Source organism: Pseudomonas sp. 2848, from assembly GCF_003253945.1.
GTDB lineage: Bacteria > Pseudomonadota > Gammaproteobacteria > Pseudomonadales > Pseudomonadaceae > Aquipseudomonas.
The window spans coordinates 1-15,581 of sequence record NZ_QKZD01000015.1; the positions used below are offsets into that span (position 1 = coordinate 1).

General features: G+C 65.1%; 13 protein-coding genes. 9 read left to right on the plus strand and 4 right to left on the minus strand.

Translation table 11 applies throughout. The features are described from left to right. Positions 1-359: 359 nt before the first annotated feature. The 5 genes from DFS21_RS23375 (at position 360) to DFS21_RS23395 (ending at position 3,610) form a co-directional block, all read left to right on the plus strand. Positions 360-680, plus strand: a complete 321-nt coding sequence (locus DFS21_RS23375; protein ID WP_110606734.1) for a transposase — start codon at positions 360-362, stop codon at positions 678-680. After that, complete coding sequence (gene tnpB / locus DFS21_RS27075) at positions 677-1,012, plus strand: IS66 family insertion sequence element accessory protein TnpB (RefSeq protein ID WP_014861582.1); 336 nt, start codon at positions 677-679, stop codon at positions 1,010-1,012. The genes DFS21_RS23375 and tnpB overlap by 4 nt, the downstream gene beginning before the upstream one ends. A 63-nt stretch (positions 1,013-1,075) precedes the next feature. Then, a complete protein-coding gene (locus DFS21_RS23385) occupies positions 1,076-2,611 on the plus strand; it encodes an IS66 family transposase (protein ID WP_014861581.1) in 1,536 nt (511 codons plus the stop codon). A gap of 21 nt (positions 2,612-2,632) precedes the next feature. Next, positions 2,633-3,217: a nucleotidyltransferase family protein gene (locus DFS21_RS23390; RefSeq protein WP_111533227.1), complete on the plus strand. Its 585-nt coding sequence runs from the start codon at positions 2,633-2,635 to the stop codon at positions 3,215-3,217. 48 nt (positions 3,218-3,265) lie between these two features. Next, positions 3,266-3,610, plus strand: coding sequence for an ASCH domain-containing protein (locus DFS21_RS23395; protein WP_256591574.1), 345 nt, complete (start codon positions 3,266-3,268; stop codon positions 3,608-3,610). A 441-nt stretch (positions 3,611-4,051) separates the two neighbouring features. Here the strand turns inward: DFS21_RS23395 and DFS21_RS23405 are convergent, their stop codons facing one another. From DFS21_RS23405 to DFS21_RS23420, 4 genes are read right to left on the minus strand one after another with little or no spacing between them, the layout of a single operon-like run. Then, positions 4,052-5,497 (minus strand): curlin, encoded by a 1,446-nt coding sequence (locus DFS21_RS23405; RefSeq protein WP_111533228.1) that lies wholly within the window; start codon positions 5,495-5,497, stop codon positions 4,052-4,054. Positions 5,498-5,527: 30 nt separating this feature from the next. Then, positions 5,528-5,998 (minus strand): curlin, encoded by a 471-nt coding sequence (locus DFS21_RS23410; protein ID WP_110703969.1) that lies wholly within the window; start codon positions 5,996-5,998, stop codon positions 5,528-5,530. Positions 5,999-6,014: 16 nt separating this feature from the next. Beyond that, positions 6,015-8,249, minus strand: coding sequence for an Ig-like domain-containing protein (locus DFS21_RS23415; protein WP_110703971.1), 2,235 nt, complete (start codon positions 8,247-8,249; stop codon positions 6,015-6,017). Between the two features lie 26 nt (positions 8,250-8,275). Further along, on the minus strand, positions 8,276-9,622 hold the full coding sequence (locus DFS21_RS23420; RefSeq protein WP_111533229.1) for a hypothetical protein: 1,347 nt from the start codon (positions 9,620-9,622) through the stop codon (positions 8,276-8,278). A 290-nt stretch (positions 9,623-9,912) separates the two neighbouring features. Here DFS21_RS23420 and DFS21_RS23425 point away from each other — a divergent pair, with 290 nt between their 5' ends. The 4 genes from DFS21_RS23425 to DFS21_RS23440 are packed head-to-tail and all read left to right on the plus strand — an operon-like array spanning position 9,913 to position 15,503. Next, positions 9,913-11,823, plus strand: coding sequence for a sigma-54-dependent Fis family transcriptional regulator (locus tag DFS21_RS23425; protein WP_111533230.1), 1,911 nt, complete (start codon positions 9,913-9,915; stop codon positions 11,821-11,823). Between the two features lie 3 nt (positions 11,824-11,826). Next, positions 11,827-13,554: an ABC transporter ATP-binding protein gene (locus tag DFS21_RS23430; RefSeq protein ID WP_111533231.1), complete on the plus strand. Its 1,728-nt coding sequence runs from the start codon at positions 11,827-11,829 to the stop codon at positions 13,552-13,554. Further along, on the plus strand, positions 13,544-14,221 hold the full coding sequence (locus tag DFS21_RS23435; RefSeq protein WP_111533232.1) for a S8 family serine peptidase: 678 nt from the start codon (positions 13,544-13,546) through the stop codon (positions 14,219-14,221). The genes DFS21_RS23430 and DFS21_RS23435 overlap by 11 nt, the downstream gene beginning before the upstream one ends. Continuing rightward, positions 14,214-15,503: an NAD(P)/FAD-dependent oxidoreductase gene (locus DFS21_RS23440; protein ID WP_111533233.1), complete on the plus strand. Its 1,290-nt coding sequence runs from the start codon at positions 14,214-14,216 to the stop codon at positions 15,501-15,503. Before DFS21_RS23435 ends, DFS21_RS23440 begins: the two co-directional genes overlap by 8 nt. The last annotated feature ends 78 nt before the right edge of the window (positions 15,504-15,581 follow it).

A 15,581-nucleotide genomic window follows, 5' to 3' on the forward strand; every position in this document is an offset into this window, starting at 1 on the left:
GCCCGTCACCTCCCTCCGCAAGACCTCCGTTCGGCCTCCTGAAGTCGCGAAGTTACGGGCGGCGCCTGCACTAACGCAGCTAGTCGCTAGTTGCCAGCGTGGGAACTCTAGATCAACATCGCGGGGCAAGCCCGCTCCCACCATAGTTTGACTACGTGATTCAATGTGGGAGCGGGCCTGTCCCGCGATGGCGTAATGAAGAACAACATAACAGCCACTAACAAAACCAACATATCTGCTCTTGATCTGCTCTTGATCTGTAAGCGTCCGGCGAATTCACCTTCCGAACTCCAGCTTTAAGGGCGATGGTGTCCGCGTATTTTTAAGCGGACGCAATCACCCTTATCGCCAGGATTTCCATGCGCCAACGAAGCTCTTATCCGAAACCCTTCAAAGCCCAGGTCGTTCAGGAATGCCTGCAACCTGGGGCGACCGTATCCAGTGTCGCCATCAGCCACGGCATCAACGCCAATGTCATCCGCAAATGGATGCCGCTCTATCGAGACCAGCCTGCAACAACCTCGCTGCCAGCCTTCGTCCCGTTAAAAGCCGCACCTAAACGGCCAGCCGAAGCGTCAGCGATCATCGAGTTGCCCATGGCCGGGCAAGTGATGACCGTCAAATGGCCAACCTCAGATCCCGAGGGCTGCGCGCAATTTATCCGGGCTGTCGCTCGATGATCCGCATCGATGCGATCTGGCTGGCCACCGAGCCGATGGACATGCGCGCCGGCACCGAAACGGCATTGGCCCGGGTGATTGCGGTGTTCGGTGCGGCGAAGCCGCACTGCGCTTATCTGTTCGCCAATCGCCGGGCTAACCGGATGAAAGTGCTGGTGCACGATGGCGTCGGCGTCTGGCTTGCCGCGCGTCGACTGAATCAAGGCAAGTTTCACTGGCCCAGCATTCGCCATGGTTGCGAGGTCGAACTCGACAGTGAACAACTCCAGGCGTTGGTACTGGGCCTGCCGTGGCAACGAGTCGGCGCAGGTGGTGTGATCAGCATGCTGTAATCGCCGGCCATTTGACTGGTCTGCTTGTCGTCGTCCTGCGCCTGCTCTGGCACAATCGGCAGCATGACTTTCTCGCCCAATCTCGATCAGATGACCCCGGAACAGCTTCGTGCCTTGGCGGCACAGGCGTTGCAGTTGCAGTCTCAGGTCGAGGCGATGAGCAGGAAGATCCAGAACGATGAAATCCTCATCGAACAGTTCAAGTTCGAAATCGCCCTGCTCAAACGCCACAAGTTTGCCAAGCGCAGCGAGCAAATCAGCCCGGCACAAGGCAGCTTGCTGGATGACCTGCTCGATACAGACCTTGAAGCTATCGAGGCAGAACTAAAACAGCTTCTTCCCGCTTCGTCACAGGCCGAGCCACGGCAATCACCCAAACGTGCACTATTGCCGCCGCAATTTCCGCGTACCGTGATTCGCCACGAGCCAGAAAACACTCTGTGCGCCTGTGGCTGCCAACTTCAGCGTATTGGGGAAGACGTCAGCGAGAAGCTGGATTACACGCCGGGCGTGTTTGCCGTCGAGCAACATGTGCGTGGCAAATGGGCCTGCCGTCAGTGCGAAACTCTGATTCAGGCGCCGGTGCCCGCGCAGGTCATCGACAAAGGTATTCCAACCGCAGGCCTGTTGGCCCATGTGATGGTGGCCAAGTTTTCCGATCACTTGCCGCTCTACCGGCAGGAGAAAATCTTTGGCCGCGCCGGGCTGGCGATTGCTCGCTCGACTTTGGCCCAGTGGGTTGGACAGACCGGCGTGCGACTCCAGCCGCTGGTCGATGCGCTGCGTGAAGCTGTCCTGAAACAGGGTGTGATTCACGCTGACGAAACACCGGTGCAAATGCTTGCGCCGGGCGAGAAGAAAACCCACCGGGCTTACGTCTGGGCCTACAGCACTACGCCGTTTTCGGCACTCAAAGCTGTGGTTTACGATTTCAGCCCCAGTCGTGCAGGCGAACATGCGCGCAACTTCCTGGGCGACTGGAACGGCAAGTTGGTCTGCGATGACTTCGCTGGCTACAAAGCTGGTTTTGAGCAAGGCATCACTGAAATCGGCTGCATGGCCCACGCCCGTCGCAAGTTTTTCGATCTGCATGTTGCGAACAAAAGCCAGTTAGCCGAACAAGCGCTGCACTCGATCAGCGGCTTGTACGAGATCGAACGCCAGGCGCGGGACATGAGTGATGAAGATCGCTGGCGAATACGTCAGGAACTGGCGGTACCGATCAGCAAAACACTGCATGACTGGATGTTGGCCCAGCGCGACCTGGTGCCCAACGGATCAGCCACAGCTAAAGCCCTCGATTACAGCCTGAAACGCTGGGTAGCGCTGACGCGCTACCTGGACGATGGGGCTGTGCCCATCGACAACAACCAGGTCGAGAACCAGATACGGCCGTGGGCACTCGGACGCTCGAACTGGCTGTTTGCCGGGTCACTGCGCAGTGGCAAGCGGGCGGCTGCAATCATGAGCCTGATCCAGTCAGCGCGCATGAATGGGCATGATCCGTATGCCTACCTTAAAGATGTGCTGACGCGGTTGCCGACGCAACGGGCCAGTGAGATCGGGCAGCTACTTCCGCATCAGTGGGTATCGGCCTAGCTGCAACAAGGTGATTTCTGAATGGACAATAGTTCGAAAATCCAAGCGATTATCTCAGATGACCCCATTCGGTGGCGGTTACTCGAAATAGTGCGCTCCTTGGGATTGCCAGACTGCTGGATCGGAGCAGGCTTTGTACGAAACGCGGTTTGGGATTATCTGCACGGGCGCGATTCATCCCCGATTTCAACAGACGTTGATGTCATCTGGTTTGATGCACAACGCTGCACACCAGAGCAAGATGAAGCCCTGGAAGCAGTTCTCAGAGGTCTAGAGCCGAACGTATTATGGTCTGTGAAAAATCAAGCGAGAATGCATGCTCAGAACGGCGATAAGCCATATCTCTCAGCGACCGACGCAATGCGCTACTGGCCAGAAACCGCAACGGCGGTAGCCGTAGCACTGCGAGAGAAAGGCTCATGCGAGGTCGCGGCGCCCTTGGGGCTTGATGATCTTTTTGACTTGATTATCAGGCCAGCGGGGAGGTTCGCCACGGAGAAAACTGCGATCTATCAAAGCCGCCTCAATTCCAAAAATTGGGTGAAAATCTGGCCGCAGCTCAAGCTTGCGCTCGTAGCGGTACCTCCCATCCCTCCGACAAAGTAACTTAGCCGGACGCATATCTTTTAGGAGAGAACCATCAAGGCTTTATCAATTGTACGGCCCAGTGGCAGTCGAATCGCTTCTGGCCAGAAAACACTCGAAGTCCGTCGTTGGCATCCAGACTTACAACCTACCGAGGATCTTCTGATTGTCGAAAATGGGCGTTTTCTTCATGCCGACGGGGAGGAAGATGATGACGGTATTGCGGTCGCGATTGTGCGCGTAAAAGCCGTGCGTCCGTTCATCCTGGCTGACATGGAAGCAGCCTGCGCAAGTTATTTTGAAGACGGCTGGCTCGCATGGGAGTTGAGTGACATAAGACCAATATCCCCTGTTACCATCCGCGCGGCGCGGGGTATCTACGAGGTAGATTTCCTGCATACAGAAGAACCCTGAACATTGAGCAAGATGTGTTGGGCAGACGCTTACCTTGATCTGCTCTTGATCTTGCTTCTAAGCGCGCGGTAGTTCAGGCGACACAAATTGCGACTTCAGGAGGCCGAGTGGAGTTCTTGCGTAGTGGGGCGACGGCCATGGATGGCCGTCGAGCGCTGCGCCCCAGGATGGGGCGTTCAGCGCGGTACCCACGGGAGCAAGAGCGGAGCGAGGGAACCCCGTAGCGAAGCGTAGGGGCCGTATGAACGGAGCCGAACGGTTTTGCCTACTTTTGTCAAGACAAAAGTAGGTCGCCGTAAAGGCGAAAGGGTGACTAAGTGTCGACATCTTCTACGAATGCGCTCACAAAAAACAAAACAATCGCCCCGAACCCAACCCAAAGAAAAAAAGGAACCGCAGCGCCAGGGGAGATCCAACGCCACGGTCCAAGGGGAAACCCCGTCACTGCTGGGTAACAGTCGCCATATTGGCATTCCCGAACTGCGTAACAGTGGCCGTCTGACTAGCCCCACTCTGGTCGACAAACGCCTGGTTCCCATTACCCCCCTGGGTCACGTAGGCGAGGTTGACCCCATCGGTCTGCTTGATGGTCGCCTCGTTGCCACTGCCATACAGCTGATAGGTGTAGCTCTGGTTGCCACTACCCGACTGCTCGAGGGTGATACTGCCGCCATTGCCCGCAGCCAGGCCCTCGGCGTAGTTGGCGGTGCCGCGCTGGTCGGCGATGAGCAGGTTGTCGCTGCCGTTCTGCTCGAAGTACAGCTCGTTGTTGCTGTCGGCCTGGCGGGTCTCCATCTGGTTGCGGTTGCCATCCTGATTCAGCCGGGCGATCTGGCTGTTGCCTTCCTGGGTGAGGTTGACCCCGTTGCCATTGCCCGCCTGGTTGATCTGCGCCTGCTGGCCGACACCGAATTGCCCGCCAGACTTCTCGCCCTTCCAGTTGCTGGCCATGATCTTGTTGGCGTTGCCCACCGTGCTGATGGTCAGGCTGTGGTTGTCGCCGGTCTGGTAGGTGAAGTGCAGGTTGTTGTTGCCCGTCTGGGAAATGCTGGTCACCGCCTGGTTGGTCTCGAACTGGTCCGACCAGCTGGCGTTGCCACGGCCGGTCTGGCTGAGACCTGCGCTGTTGGCCTGGCCGAAACTCTGGTCGATGTAGCCTTCGTTGCTCTGGCCGTTCTGGTAGACATTGGCTTGGCTGGCGGCCTGGTTGTCCTGCCACACCTCCACCGAGTTGCCGGTGCCGTACTGGTTGATGCCGATGGTGCCGCCCAGGCCGTCGCGCTGGTCACCGTAGGCCCAGTTCTGCCGGCCTTCCTGGTAGATGGCGATATCGCCGTCCTGGTGGGTCATGTGCTCGGCGGCGGCCTGGTTGTCGCTGCCACCCTGCATGATCACGCTCTTGTTGTTGCTGCCGCCGAACAGCTGCTCCACCGTGGCGTCGTTGCCATGGCCGGACTGCAAGGTGGTGGCCTGGCTGCCGTACTGGGTGTCCTGCCAGATGACCGAACGGTTGCCGCTGCCTTGCTGGACCTGCAGGGCTTCGTTGTTCTCGCCCACCGACTGGCTGGCGAAGGCGTCGTTGAGGCTGCCGCCGGACTGCTGGGTGATCTGGCTGCCGTTCTCGAACAACTGCTCGGCGTAGCCGGCGTTGAACGAGCCGGTGGCGCTCTGCTGGATATGGCTGGTGCTGCTGTCCTGCAGCGCCATGTGATTGTGGTCGTGGCCAGCCTGGTTCTGCGTGGCCGAGGCGAACGGTGCCTGGGTCTGCTTGACCTCGGCGATGTTCTGGTTGCCCTGTTGGGACTGGGTCGAAGTGCTGTCGTCGGCCATGGCCTGGCCGGCAAGGGCCAGGACGATGGCAGCGCTCAGAGGGGCGAGCTTGTGCATGGTATTGCCTCCAGATCTGTCGATGAGGGCCTAGCGGTACTGGGTGATGTGGACCTGCTGGCCGTTTCCGGCCTGGGTCACGGCGCTGTTGAGCCCCGTGCCGCGCTGGTCGATGGTGGCGCTGTTGTGGTTGCCGATCTGCTCGATGGCGGCGCTGTTGCCGCTGCCACTCTGGCGGATCGTGGCGTCGTTACCCTGGCCCTGCTGGCTGATCGCGGCCGTCAGGTCGCTGCCTTCCTGCAGGATGTAAGCCTCCTGCGCGCCCCCGGCCTGGACGATCCGGCCGAGCAGGGCCTGGCCGTTCTGGTCGAGGGCAGCGCGGTTGCCGGTGCCCAGTTGCTCGATCACCGCGACCTGGCCGGCGCCGCTTGGCAGCAGGCGCAGCACCAGTGGCTCGCCCAGGTCGCTGCCGGCGGCGAGGTCGGCGTTGTCCATCAGGTCGTCGGCTAGAGCCTGGCCGGTAAGGGCCAGGCACAGCAGCAGCGGGTACAGGGCGTTCATGGCATCCTCCCGGGGGTTACTGCACCACCACGTTGACCGTGCGCGTGCTGCCCTGGCTGCTGGTCACCGTGGCAGTCGGTGCGGCGGTGGGCACCAGCGTCGTGCTGTTGCTCACCGACAGGCGCCAGCGGCCGGTGACCGGTACGGTGGTGGTGCCCAGGGTCTGCACGCCGCTGGTGGTGGTCACCCGCACCGTGATGGTGTTACCGGTGGTCACCGAGGACGTTCCGCTGATGTCCCAGTTGAAGCGGTTGTTGGAGCGCGCCGTGACTGTCGCCGCGGTGACCGCGAAGGTCTCCTGGGCCGGTCGTGGCGATACCTGCACCGTGACTGTGCCGGGCGTCGAGGTGGCGCCGATCGCGTCACGGGCGACGTAGGTGAAGCTGGTGGTGAACGCCGCAGTGACCGTGGCCGGTGGCGTGTAGGTGATCACGTTGCCGTCGGTGCTCACCGTGCCGCGCCCGGTCGGGGTCGGCTGGGTGACGCTGGCGATGGTCAGTGGCAGGTTGCCTTCCGGGTCGGTGTCGTTGGCCAGGGCGTTGATGGTCAGTGGCACGCCGAGGGTGGCGGCGCTATCGGCCACTGCGGTTGGTGGACGGTTCGGCGCGACGTTGACGGTCACGATGGTGACCGGCGACTTCAGGCCCTTGGCGTCTTGCGCGCGGTAGCTGAAGGTCGCCACCAGCGGCGAGGTGGCCCCGGCCGGTGGGGTGTAGGTGACCGCCGTGGTGCCGTTCATCAGCACGCCGCCCAGGCCGGTGCCCGGCTGGGTGAGGTCGGTGATGCTCAGCGGCACGTTGCCGTCCGGGTCGCTGTCGTTGGCCAGCAGGTTGAGGGTGATCGGTATGCCGACACTGGTGCTACCGCTGTCGGCCTGGGCCACGGGGGCTTGGTTCTCGGCCTGCACCGGGGCGCTGCCGACCACCACCACCGGTTCCACGTCGACACCGCCATGTGCCGACTTGACCGTGATGCTGGCAGGCGGCTGGGCCAGGTCGTTGACCGTGAGGCTTTGCTGGACACCGGACTTGGACATCCGTCCGAAGCCCTGGACCAGCAAATCCGGCACCACGACTTCGTCGCTGGACCGGGCCTCGACCAGCAACCGCTTGGCGCTCCAGTCATAGCGTGCCGTACCCACCTTGACCACATCGCTGAGCTTGCTCGACAGCGATGTCGGGCGCGTGGTGCCGGCCGGGCTGCTGGCGGTGACCACCACCACCGACGGTGGCACTGCCTGGCTCAGTTGCTGGTTGAAGAACAACCCGTTGTTGTCGGCGAGCATGCTGAACTGGCAGGGCGAAGGCGGCGAGCCGACCAGCGCCAGGCCGTTGCGCAGGCACAGGCTGGCGCTGTTCGGCGCCTTGGCGAAGACTTCGACGCGGGTGCCCGCGGCGTTGCGCTGGTAGGTGGCGCGTTCCAGCGTCGCCGGGGTTTGCTGGCGTTGGTCGAGGACCTTGCCGGAAACGGTGAAGACGTTGGTCTGGATGGTGCCCGCCGGGCCCTGGATGCGCACGAAGTTGGTGTTGTTCGGGCTGCCGGTCACCGCCTCGGTGATGTTCGGGTCGCCGACGAAGGTCTCGGTGGCGCCGGTGTCCGGGTTGACCTCGGTGTAGGGGCCGCCGACACCGCGCAGGAACGGGCCGAGGTTGCCGTTCAGCGCACCGCTGAAGTTGCCGGGGGCACCGATGCCGATGTCGCGGGTGATGTTGATCGCCCGCCGGCCCGCCGTGGTCACGTTGACCGTCTCGACCCCATAGGGGTGGGTGATGGTGTAGGTGCCGGTGCTCGGCACCGAGGCGCGGATGCGGATGCGGGCGAAGCTCTGCTGGTCGCCATTGACCGGATTCTCGGCGGCGAAGGCTGCCTCAAGGCCGGCAACGTAGACCTCCAGCTCGTAGCCACTGTTGCCTACCTGGGGTATCTCGGTCTCGGCCAGGAACCAGAACATCTCCGGTGGCCAGTTGTCCGGGAACACCAGCGGCAGGGCATCGTCATAGACCCCGGGCTCGGGCAGTAGGGTGCACATGTAGGCCGGAGCGCCCGGGCCGCCCGGTGACCGGGTGCTGGTGGCGCGCGACTGGCACAGCTCCAGGGCGAGGTTGTTGGCGTCCTTGTACCACATGGGGTAACCCCCGGTGGCGAAGGTGTAGGGGCCGGGATCGACCTCCGACAGCGCGGCCCAGGCCGCGCTGCTGAGGGTGAGGGTGAAACCGGCGGCGCAGAGTGCGCGACGCGACCAAGTATTCATGCTGCCTCCTTGAAGGCGTGTCCTGTTCATGGCACCAGCACCACGTCTTCGCTGTCGCTGCCGCCATGGGCGCTGGTGACCTGCACCGTCGCTGGCGGGATCGGCGAGAGCCCGGTGGTCAGGGTCTTGACCGCGCCGTTGCCGCTCAGGCTGCCGATCAACGCACCGTTGCCGGTGCGGGCGGTGAGGGCCGGCGGGCTGGTCTCGTCGCTGCTGCTGGCCACCAGGGTCAGCTGGCCACTGCCCAGGCTGTATTCGGCGCGGCTGATGGTCACCAGGTCGGTCAGCGGCATCGGTGCGCTGGTCGGGGTGCTGGTGGCGATGGCCAGGCTGTTGTCGGCGGTCACCTGCAAGGTCAGCGGCAGGGTCGGGTTGAGTGGCGACTGGGCGTACCAGGCACCGGTGCCGTTGGCCTCGCCGAGGGCCAGGGTGGGGGTCTGGCTGGTCAGGGTGACCGTGGCGGGCGCCGGCGGCGCCATCACGAACACATCCTGCTGGGCGCGCAGGTCGCCATTCACGGTGTGCCGCGAATAGGTGCTGCGCAGCGGGATCAGCGGCGTTGGGCGGTTGACCGTGGACAGCTTGCCGGAGATGGCGAACAGCTCGGTACGCAGGTCGATACCGTTGGGCCCTTCGATGCGCACGTAGTTGGTGTTGAACGGGCTGCCGGTGACCGGCTCCTCCAGGTTCGGGTCGCCGATGAAGCGTTCGCTGGCGCCTGTACCTGGGTTGGTTTCGGTATAGGGGCCGTTGACGCTGCGCAGGAACGGCCCGATGTCGCCCCTGAGCGCGCCGCTGTAGTCGCCTGGCGAGCCGATGCCGATGTCGCGGGTCATGTTGATCGCCCGGCGCCCGCCGGCCGCCACCTCGAACACATCGACACCGTAAGGGTGAGTGATGGTGTAGGTACCGGCCACCGGCACATCGACGCGGATGCGCACCCGGGCGAAGCTGACCTGGTCGCCATCCACCGGCTCCTCGGCGCTGAAGGCGGCCTCGATCGCCGATACATAGGTCAGATCGATGCCGCGGGCGGCATCGACGATGGCGGCGTCGGCGGTGAACCAGAACGCTTCGTCGGGGAAGTTGCTGGGGAAGACGATCGGCTGGGTGTCGTCGAACACGCCGGGTGTGGGCAGCAGCGTGCACATGTACGAGGGCGCGCCGGGAGCACCGGCGACCCTGGAGCTCACCGCCTTGGTCAGGCACAGGTCGAGCACCCGGCCATGGCTGTCCTGGTACCAGGCGGGGAACTTACCGGTGGGCAGGGTATAGGGGCCGGTATCGACCGCATACAGCGCAGCCTGGGCCGGAAGCTGGAGCAGGCCGGCGAAGATCGCCACGGCCAGCGGGTGGGGTGTCGGTCGGTGCATGAGTTGCTTCCTCCTGCAAACGGGCCCATGGGTTGGGGCGTCTGGGGAGGGATCGGCAACTGTTGTGCCAGGTTTTGCAGAGGGGCGTCCAGGGCTTTTGCGACGAGGGTTTCAGCGTCCCGACAACGGTCTGGCGAGGTAGCCATGGTGGGCGGGTGGCCCCAGCATTGGGGAATGGGGTGAGGCTCGGTCTCTGTCGTAGCTGATGACTGCCAACCAATTCTGACGCACACTGCCGAAAAATCCGATGCCCGTTGCCCCGCCTGAGCGGGGCACACCAGGAGCACGCAATGGCGCGACAACTTCCAACAACAACCGCCAACGACCCCTTGCAGCAGTCTCGCCTGGTCCGCCTGAAGCTTGCCAGCGAAGGCGAACTGCCCTGCGGCATGCTGCGCGACGAGATCGACGCCTCTTGGCGACGCAGCCTCGGCCATGGCCTGGACTGTCTGCAGGGCGAGCAGGTCGGCCTGGGTATTCGCCACGGCCTGGACCTGGACACGCTGCTGGAACACAACCGCCTGCTGATCGACGCGGCCACCCCTGAGCTGGACTACCTGATCAAACGCCAGGGCAAGAGCGGCATCGTCATCCTCGGTGATTCCCAGGCCAACGTGCTGACGATTGACGGCCAGAAGCATGTGCTCGAGCGCGAGGGCCTGCGCGACCTGCACCCTGGCAGTTGCTGGAGCGAGGCCCTGCGCGGCACCAATGCAATCGGCACGGCGGTGGTCGAGGGCCAGCCGACCCTGATCAACTGCGGCGAGCATTACCTGGATCGGCTCAGCCCGTTCTCCTGCACCTCGGTGCCGCTGCGTGATCCGCGTGGCGACGTGATAGGCGTGCTCGACGTGACCCGTGAAGGCGTCATGGCCCAGCCCCAGGACAGCCTTTCCACGTTGCTGCTCGCCGCCGGCAATATCGAGAGCCGGCTGTTCGGGCTCTACCATCCCGAGCATCTGGTTCTGGCCTTCCATAGCCGCCCGCAATACCTGGCCAGCGCCTGGCAGGGCCTGCTGGCACTGAGCCTGGAAGGCGAGGTGATGGCGGCCAACGACAATGCCTGCCAGTTGTTGCAGATGCCACGCCAAGCGCTGATCGGGCGACGCTGCGGTGACCTGCTCGGCGAGCGTTCGCCGGCGTTTATCGCGCGCCTGTGGCAGAGCGGCGTCAGCAGCGTGCAGACGGCAGCGGGCGAGTTCTTTTTCCGGGCGCTGCAACTGCCGCGGCATGGTCGCGTCAGTGGCCCGTCCGCGATCGCCAAACCAGCACTGCCGAAAACCGAGGCACTGGAAGCGCTGGCCGGTGGCGATGCGCGTCTGGCGCGTGCCTTGCGCATGGCCCGCCAGGGCTTGGCAAACGGGTTGCCGGTCCTGCTGCTGGGTGAAACCGGCACTGGCAAGGAGGTGGTTGCCCGTGCCCTGCACCAGGCCGGTCCGCGTGCCGACAAGCCATTCGTGGCGGTCAACTGCGCGGCGATTCCCGAGGGGCTGATCGAGTCCGAGCTGTTCGGCTACCGCGACGGCGCCTTCACCGGCTCGCGCCGGGGCGGCATGGTCGGGCGGCTGATGCAGGCCCATGGCGGCACGCTGTTCCTCGACGAGATCGGTGACATGCCGCTGGCCCTGCAGGCGCGCCTGCTGCGTGTGCTGCAGGAGCGCCGCGTGGCGCCCCTTGGCGCCGGCGACGAGCAGGACATCGACGTGGCGCTGATCTGCGCCACCCATCGCGACCTCAAGCGCCGGGTTGCCGACCAGCACTTCCGCGAAGACCTCTACTACCGGGTCAACGGCGTGTCCCTGCGTCTGCCGGCACTGCGCGAGCGCGACGACCTGGCAACGATCATCCAAGGTTTGCTGGACAAGTCCGGAGCCGGCAGTGTGAGCCTCGACCCAGCGCTGGTGGCGCTGCTGGAGAACTTCGACTGGCCGGGCAACATCCGCCAGCTGGAAATGGTGGTGCGCACCGCCCTGGCAATGCGCGAGGAGGGCGAGCAGGTGCTGACCCTCGACCACCTCACCGACTGCCTGCTCGATGAACTGGCCAGCGGCGCGGCGCCGTCCGGCAGCCTGCGCGACAACGAACTGGAACTGATCCGCGCTGCCCTGGCCCGGCACCAGGGCAATGTCTCGGCCGCGGCCGAGGCCCTGGGTATCAGCCGGGCGACGCTGTATCGCAAGCTCAAGCAGTTGCGTGGTTGAGCCATGGGCGGACTGTTTTTCCGATTGATCGAATCCAGCGACCCGCAGTTGATGCGCCAGGCCCTGGCCTGGCTCTACGGCTTCGTGCGTCCGCAGCGTGGCGCCATCGGCGTGCTCCTGGGGCTGTCCCTGGGCGCCTCGCTGCTGGCCCTGGCGCAACCCTGGCTGGTCAAGACCTTGATCGACGAAGGCCTGCTGGCCAAGGATTACCAGACCCTCTGGCACATGGCGGCGATCATGATTGTCGCCGGCCTGCTCGGCACGCTGCTGGCTGGGGTCAACCGCTACCTGCACACGCGCCTGTCCGGGCGCATCCTGTTCGCCCTGCGCGACGACTTGTACCGACACCTGCAACAACTTTCGCCGACCTTCTACGGGCGCCGGCGCACCGGTGACATCCTGTCGCGGCTCGATGGCGATGTCGCCGAGATCCAGCGTTTTGCCGTGGACTCGTTGTTCTCGGCGGTATCGGCACTGATCGGCCTGGTCGGTGCGGTGGCCTTGATGCTGATGCTGTCCTGGCAGCTGTCGCTGCTGCTGGTGTTGCTGATCCCGCTCGAAGTGCTGTGGCTGCGCTGGATGCGACGCAAGGTCGAGCGCGAAGTGCGCAGCCTGCGCGAACGCTCGGCGGACGTGTCGTCGTTCCTGGTCGAGACACTGCCGGCGATGAAGTTCATCCAGGCCGCCGGCCAGCAGCGGCGTGAGGCCGAGCGCCTCGATCAGTTGGGGCAGGGCTACATGGGGCAGCTGCTCAGGGTGCAGGTCACCGAGTTCTTTACCCAGGCGGTGCCCGGCACGCTGACGTCCTGGTGCCGGGCCTGCGCATTCCTGGTCGGCGGCTGGTGGGTGATCCAGGGCACCTGGCAACTGGGTGCGCTGATCGCCTTTTCCACCTACATGGGCATGGCCGTCGGTCCGGTGCAGAGCCTGCTGGGCCTGTACGTGGCGGTGCAGCGGATGGCCGTGAGCCTGGGGCGGGTGATGGAGCTCAAGCGGGAGGCGCTCGCGGTGCGCGAGGCGGACGATCCCCGGCCCATGCCACAAGGGGCCGGGGAGCTGCGACTGGACGGGGTATCTTTCGCCCACGACGGGCGCCAGGGTGGGGTGCTGGACCAGGTGCAGGCCAGTCTGCCCGGCGGCGCCAAGATCGCCATCAGCGGCGCTTCCGGCGTCGGCAAGTCGACCCTGATCGACCTGCTGCAGCGCTTCTACGACCCGGATGACGGGCGCATCCTGCTCGACGGCGTCGACCTGCGCGAGCTCGACCTGCAGGCCCTGCGGCGGCGCATCGCCGTGGTCAGCCAGGACATTGTGCTGTTTCGCGGCACCCTGGCGCAAAACCTGGCCTACAGCACGCCCCAGGCCAGCCGTGAGGAGCTCGAGCAGGTGGTGCGGCTGACCCGCCTGGACAGCCTGGTGCAGAGCCTGCCGCTGGGGCTCGATGGTCTGCTGGGCGAACGCGGCCAGCAGTTGTCCGGTGGCCAGAAGCAACGTATCGCCATCGCCCGGGCGCTGCTGCAGCAACCGGCGATCCTGGTGCTCGATGAGGCCACCTCGGCGGTGGACGAAGCCACCGAGCGTGAAGTGATTGCCGCCATCGACCAGCTGTTCGCCGGGCGTACGCGGATCCTGATCAGCCATCGTGCCTCGACCCTCGCCGATGCCGACCTGCACCTGGAACTGCGTGACGGGCAATTGCGCAGCAAGGAGCCCGCCGACCATGGCCGCTGACCTGTGCATTGGCGTGATCGACAGTGGCTGCTCGGCGCAGCAGGCGGATAGCCTGCTCGGCGCGCGGCGCTTCTGGCTTGAGGACGGCGTGCTGTGCGAGGGCGAGCCGCTGCCGGATGCCCTGGGCCACGGCAGCGCGGTGCTGGCGCGGCTGCGGGCCGAGTCCGGCGGCCAGCCGGTGCTGCTGGCCCAGGTATTCGCCGGGCAGGGCAGCACCAGCGCCTTGCAGGTGGCCGCTGGCTTGTTGTGGCTGGTGGAGGCGGGCGCGACCGTGGTCAACCTGAGCCTGGGCCTGCGCCAGGATCGCCCAGTGCTGCGCCTGGCCTGCGCCGAGGCCGTGGCCGCTGGCGTGCTGCTGTGCGCCTCCAGTCCGGCGCGGGGCGAGCCGGTGTATCCGGCCAGTTATCCCGGGGTCATTCGCGTCACTGGCGATGCCCGCTGCGCCGCTGGGCAATGGTCGTGGCTGGGCACTCCCCAGGCCGACTTCGGCGCGGCGGTTGGCGCCGCTGGGGTGGCCGGGGCCAGTCTGGCCTGTGCCGCGTTCACTGGGCGGGTGGCGGCCCTGCTGCGCGAGGAGCCCGGCATGACCCGGCAGGCACTGTTGCACTGGCTGGAGCGGCACGCGGCGTTCGTCGGCCCTGAGCGCAAGGAGTCGACCGATGCCTGAACCGAGCATCCTGGTACTCGGTGCCGGACCTGCGGGGGCGACTACTGCCCTGGGGCTGCGGCGGATGGGCTACCCCGTCACCGTGGTGTCCGACTGGCGCCGTTTCGCCGCGGTGGAAGGTGTTTCGCAACGTGTGCTGGAGGGCTTGCGCCATGCGGGCCTGGGCGCTGCCCTGGCCGAGGCGACCACGCCGGCCACGCGGCAGGTGCACTGGAACGGTGAGCGGCTGCAACCGAATCAGGAGTGGCTGCTGGATCGCCAGCGCTTCGACCAGGCACTGCGTGATGACTTGAATCGTGCCGGTGTCGAGCTCGTCGAAGGGCGTGTGCACGAGGTGGTGCAAGGGGTGGGGCATCGGGTGTCTCTGGACGACGGGCGTACCTTGCACGGCGATTTCCTGGTCGAGGCCCGTGGTCGTCAGGCCCCGTTGAGCGAAGGTCGCCTGCGCGGGCCGGAGACGGTCAGCCTGCTCAACCTCTGGCAGGCCGAGCCCGGCACGCCGGCCTCGGCAGTAGAGAGCCTGGACGACGGCTGGGCCTGGATGGCGCGGCTGGCCGATGGTCGCTGCTACTGGCAGGTGACGCTGGACGTGACGGCGGCGCGGCTGCCGGGCAAGACGGCGTTGCCCGAATACTGTGCCGGGCGCCGCCGTGGTTCGACGCTGGTGGCGCAACTGTTCGGCGAGCAGGCCTTCGCACCTGCCCAGGTGCATGCACGCAGCAGCACAGCGATTCTTGTCGGCAACTGCGCGGGCCGTGATTGGCTACGGGTTGGCGATGCGGCGATGGCGGTTGATCCGCTGTCGGGCAATGGCATCTTCCAGTCCTTGTCCTCGGCGCTGCAGGCGCCCGTGGTGATCAATACCCTGCTGCAACGGCCCGGGCAGGCGGACCTGGCACAGCGTTTCCATCAAACTCGGATCGAACAGTTGTTCCTGCGTTTCGCCCGGATCGGGCGCGACTTCTACGCCCAGGAAGCGCAACGTGGCACGCAGCCGTTCTGGGCTCGCCGCCGAGGCTGGCCGGATGCGCAACCGCTGCACGCGGCGGCGGACTGGCAGGCGGTGCGGGTGGAGCGCCGCCCGGTGCTGCGCGAGGGTTGGGTGGAGGAGGCCGAAGTGGTGGTGACGGCTGATCAGCCGCTGGGGGTGTGGCACCTGCAAGGTATCGAGCTGGCGCCGGTGGTACGCGGGGTGCAGGCTGGCATCGGCCTGGAGCGCCTGGTGACACAGACGCACCAGCCGATGATTGCGCGTTGGTTGCGCGAACAGGGTTTTTGCTGAGGACTCATCGCGGGGCAAGCCCGCTCCCACCGCTGCTGCATCAGCCAGCAAACCCTGCGTGGGAGCGGGCTTGCCCCG

Coding starts and splice junctions, on each gene's coding strand:
- DFS21_RS23375 (WP_110606734.1), top strand. CDS start 360: ATGCGCCAACGAAGCTCTTATCCGAAACCCTTCAAAGCCCAGGTCGTT.
- tnpB (WP_014861582.1), top strand. CDS start 677: ATGATCCGCATCGATGCGATCTGGCTGGCCACCGAGCCGATGGACATG.
- DFS21_RS23385 (WP_014861581.1), top strand. CDS start 1,076: ATGACTTTCTCGCCCAATCTCGATCAGATGACCCCGGAACAGCTTCGT.
- DFS21_RS23390 (WP_111533227.1), top strand. CDS start 2,633: ATGGACAATAGTTCGAAAATCCAAGCGATTATCTCAGATGACCCCATT.
- DFS21_RS23405 (WP_111533228.1), bottom strand. CDS start 5,497: ATGCACAAGCTCGCCCCTCTGAGCGCTGCCATCGTCCTGGCCCTTGCC.
- DFS21_RS23410 (WP_110703969.1), bottom strand. CDS start 5,998: ATGAACGCCCTGTACCCGCTGCTGCTGTGCCTGGCCCTTACCGGCCAG.
- DFS21_RS23415 (WP_110703971.1), bottom strand. CDS start 8,249: ATGAATACTTGGTCGCGTCGCGCACTCTGCGCCGCCGGTTTCACCCTC.
- DFS21_RS23420 (WP_111533229.1), bottom strand. CDS start 9,622: ATGCACCGACCGACACCCCACCCGCTGGCCGTGGCGATCTTCGCCGGC.
- DFS21_RS23425 (WP_111533230.1), top strand. CDS start 9,913: ATGGCGCGACAACTTCCAACAACAACCGCCAACGACCCCTTGCAGCAG.
- DFS21_RS23430 (WP_111533231.1), top strand. CDS start 11,827: ATGGGCGGACTGTTTTTCCGATTGATCGAATCCAGCGACCCGCAGTTG.
- DFS21_RS23435 (WP_111533232.1), top strand. CDS start 13,544: ATGGCCGCTGACCTGTGCATTGGCGTGATCGACAGTGGCTGCTCGGCG.
- DFS21_RS23440 (WP_111533233.1), top strand. CDS start 14,214: ATGCCTGAACCGAGCATCCTGGTACTCGGTGCCGGACCTGCGGGGGCG.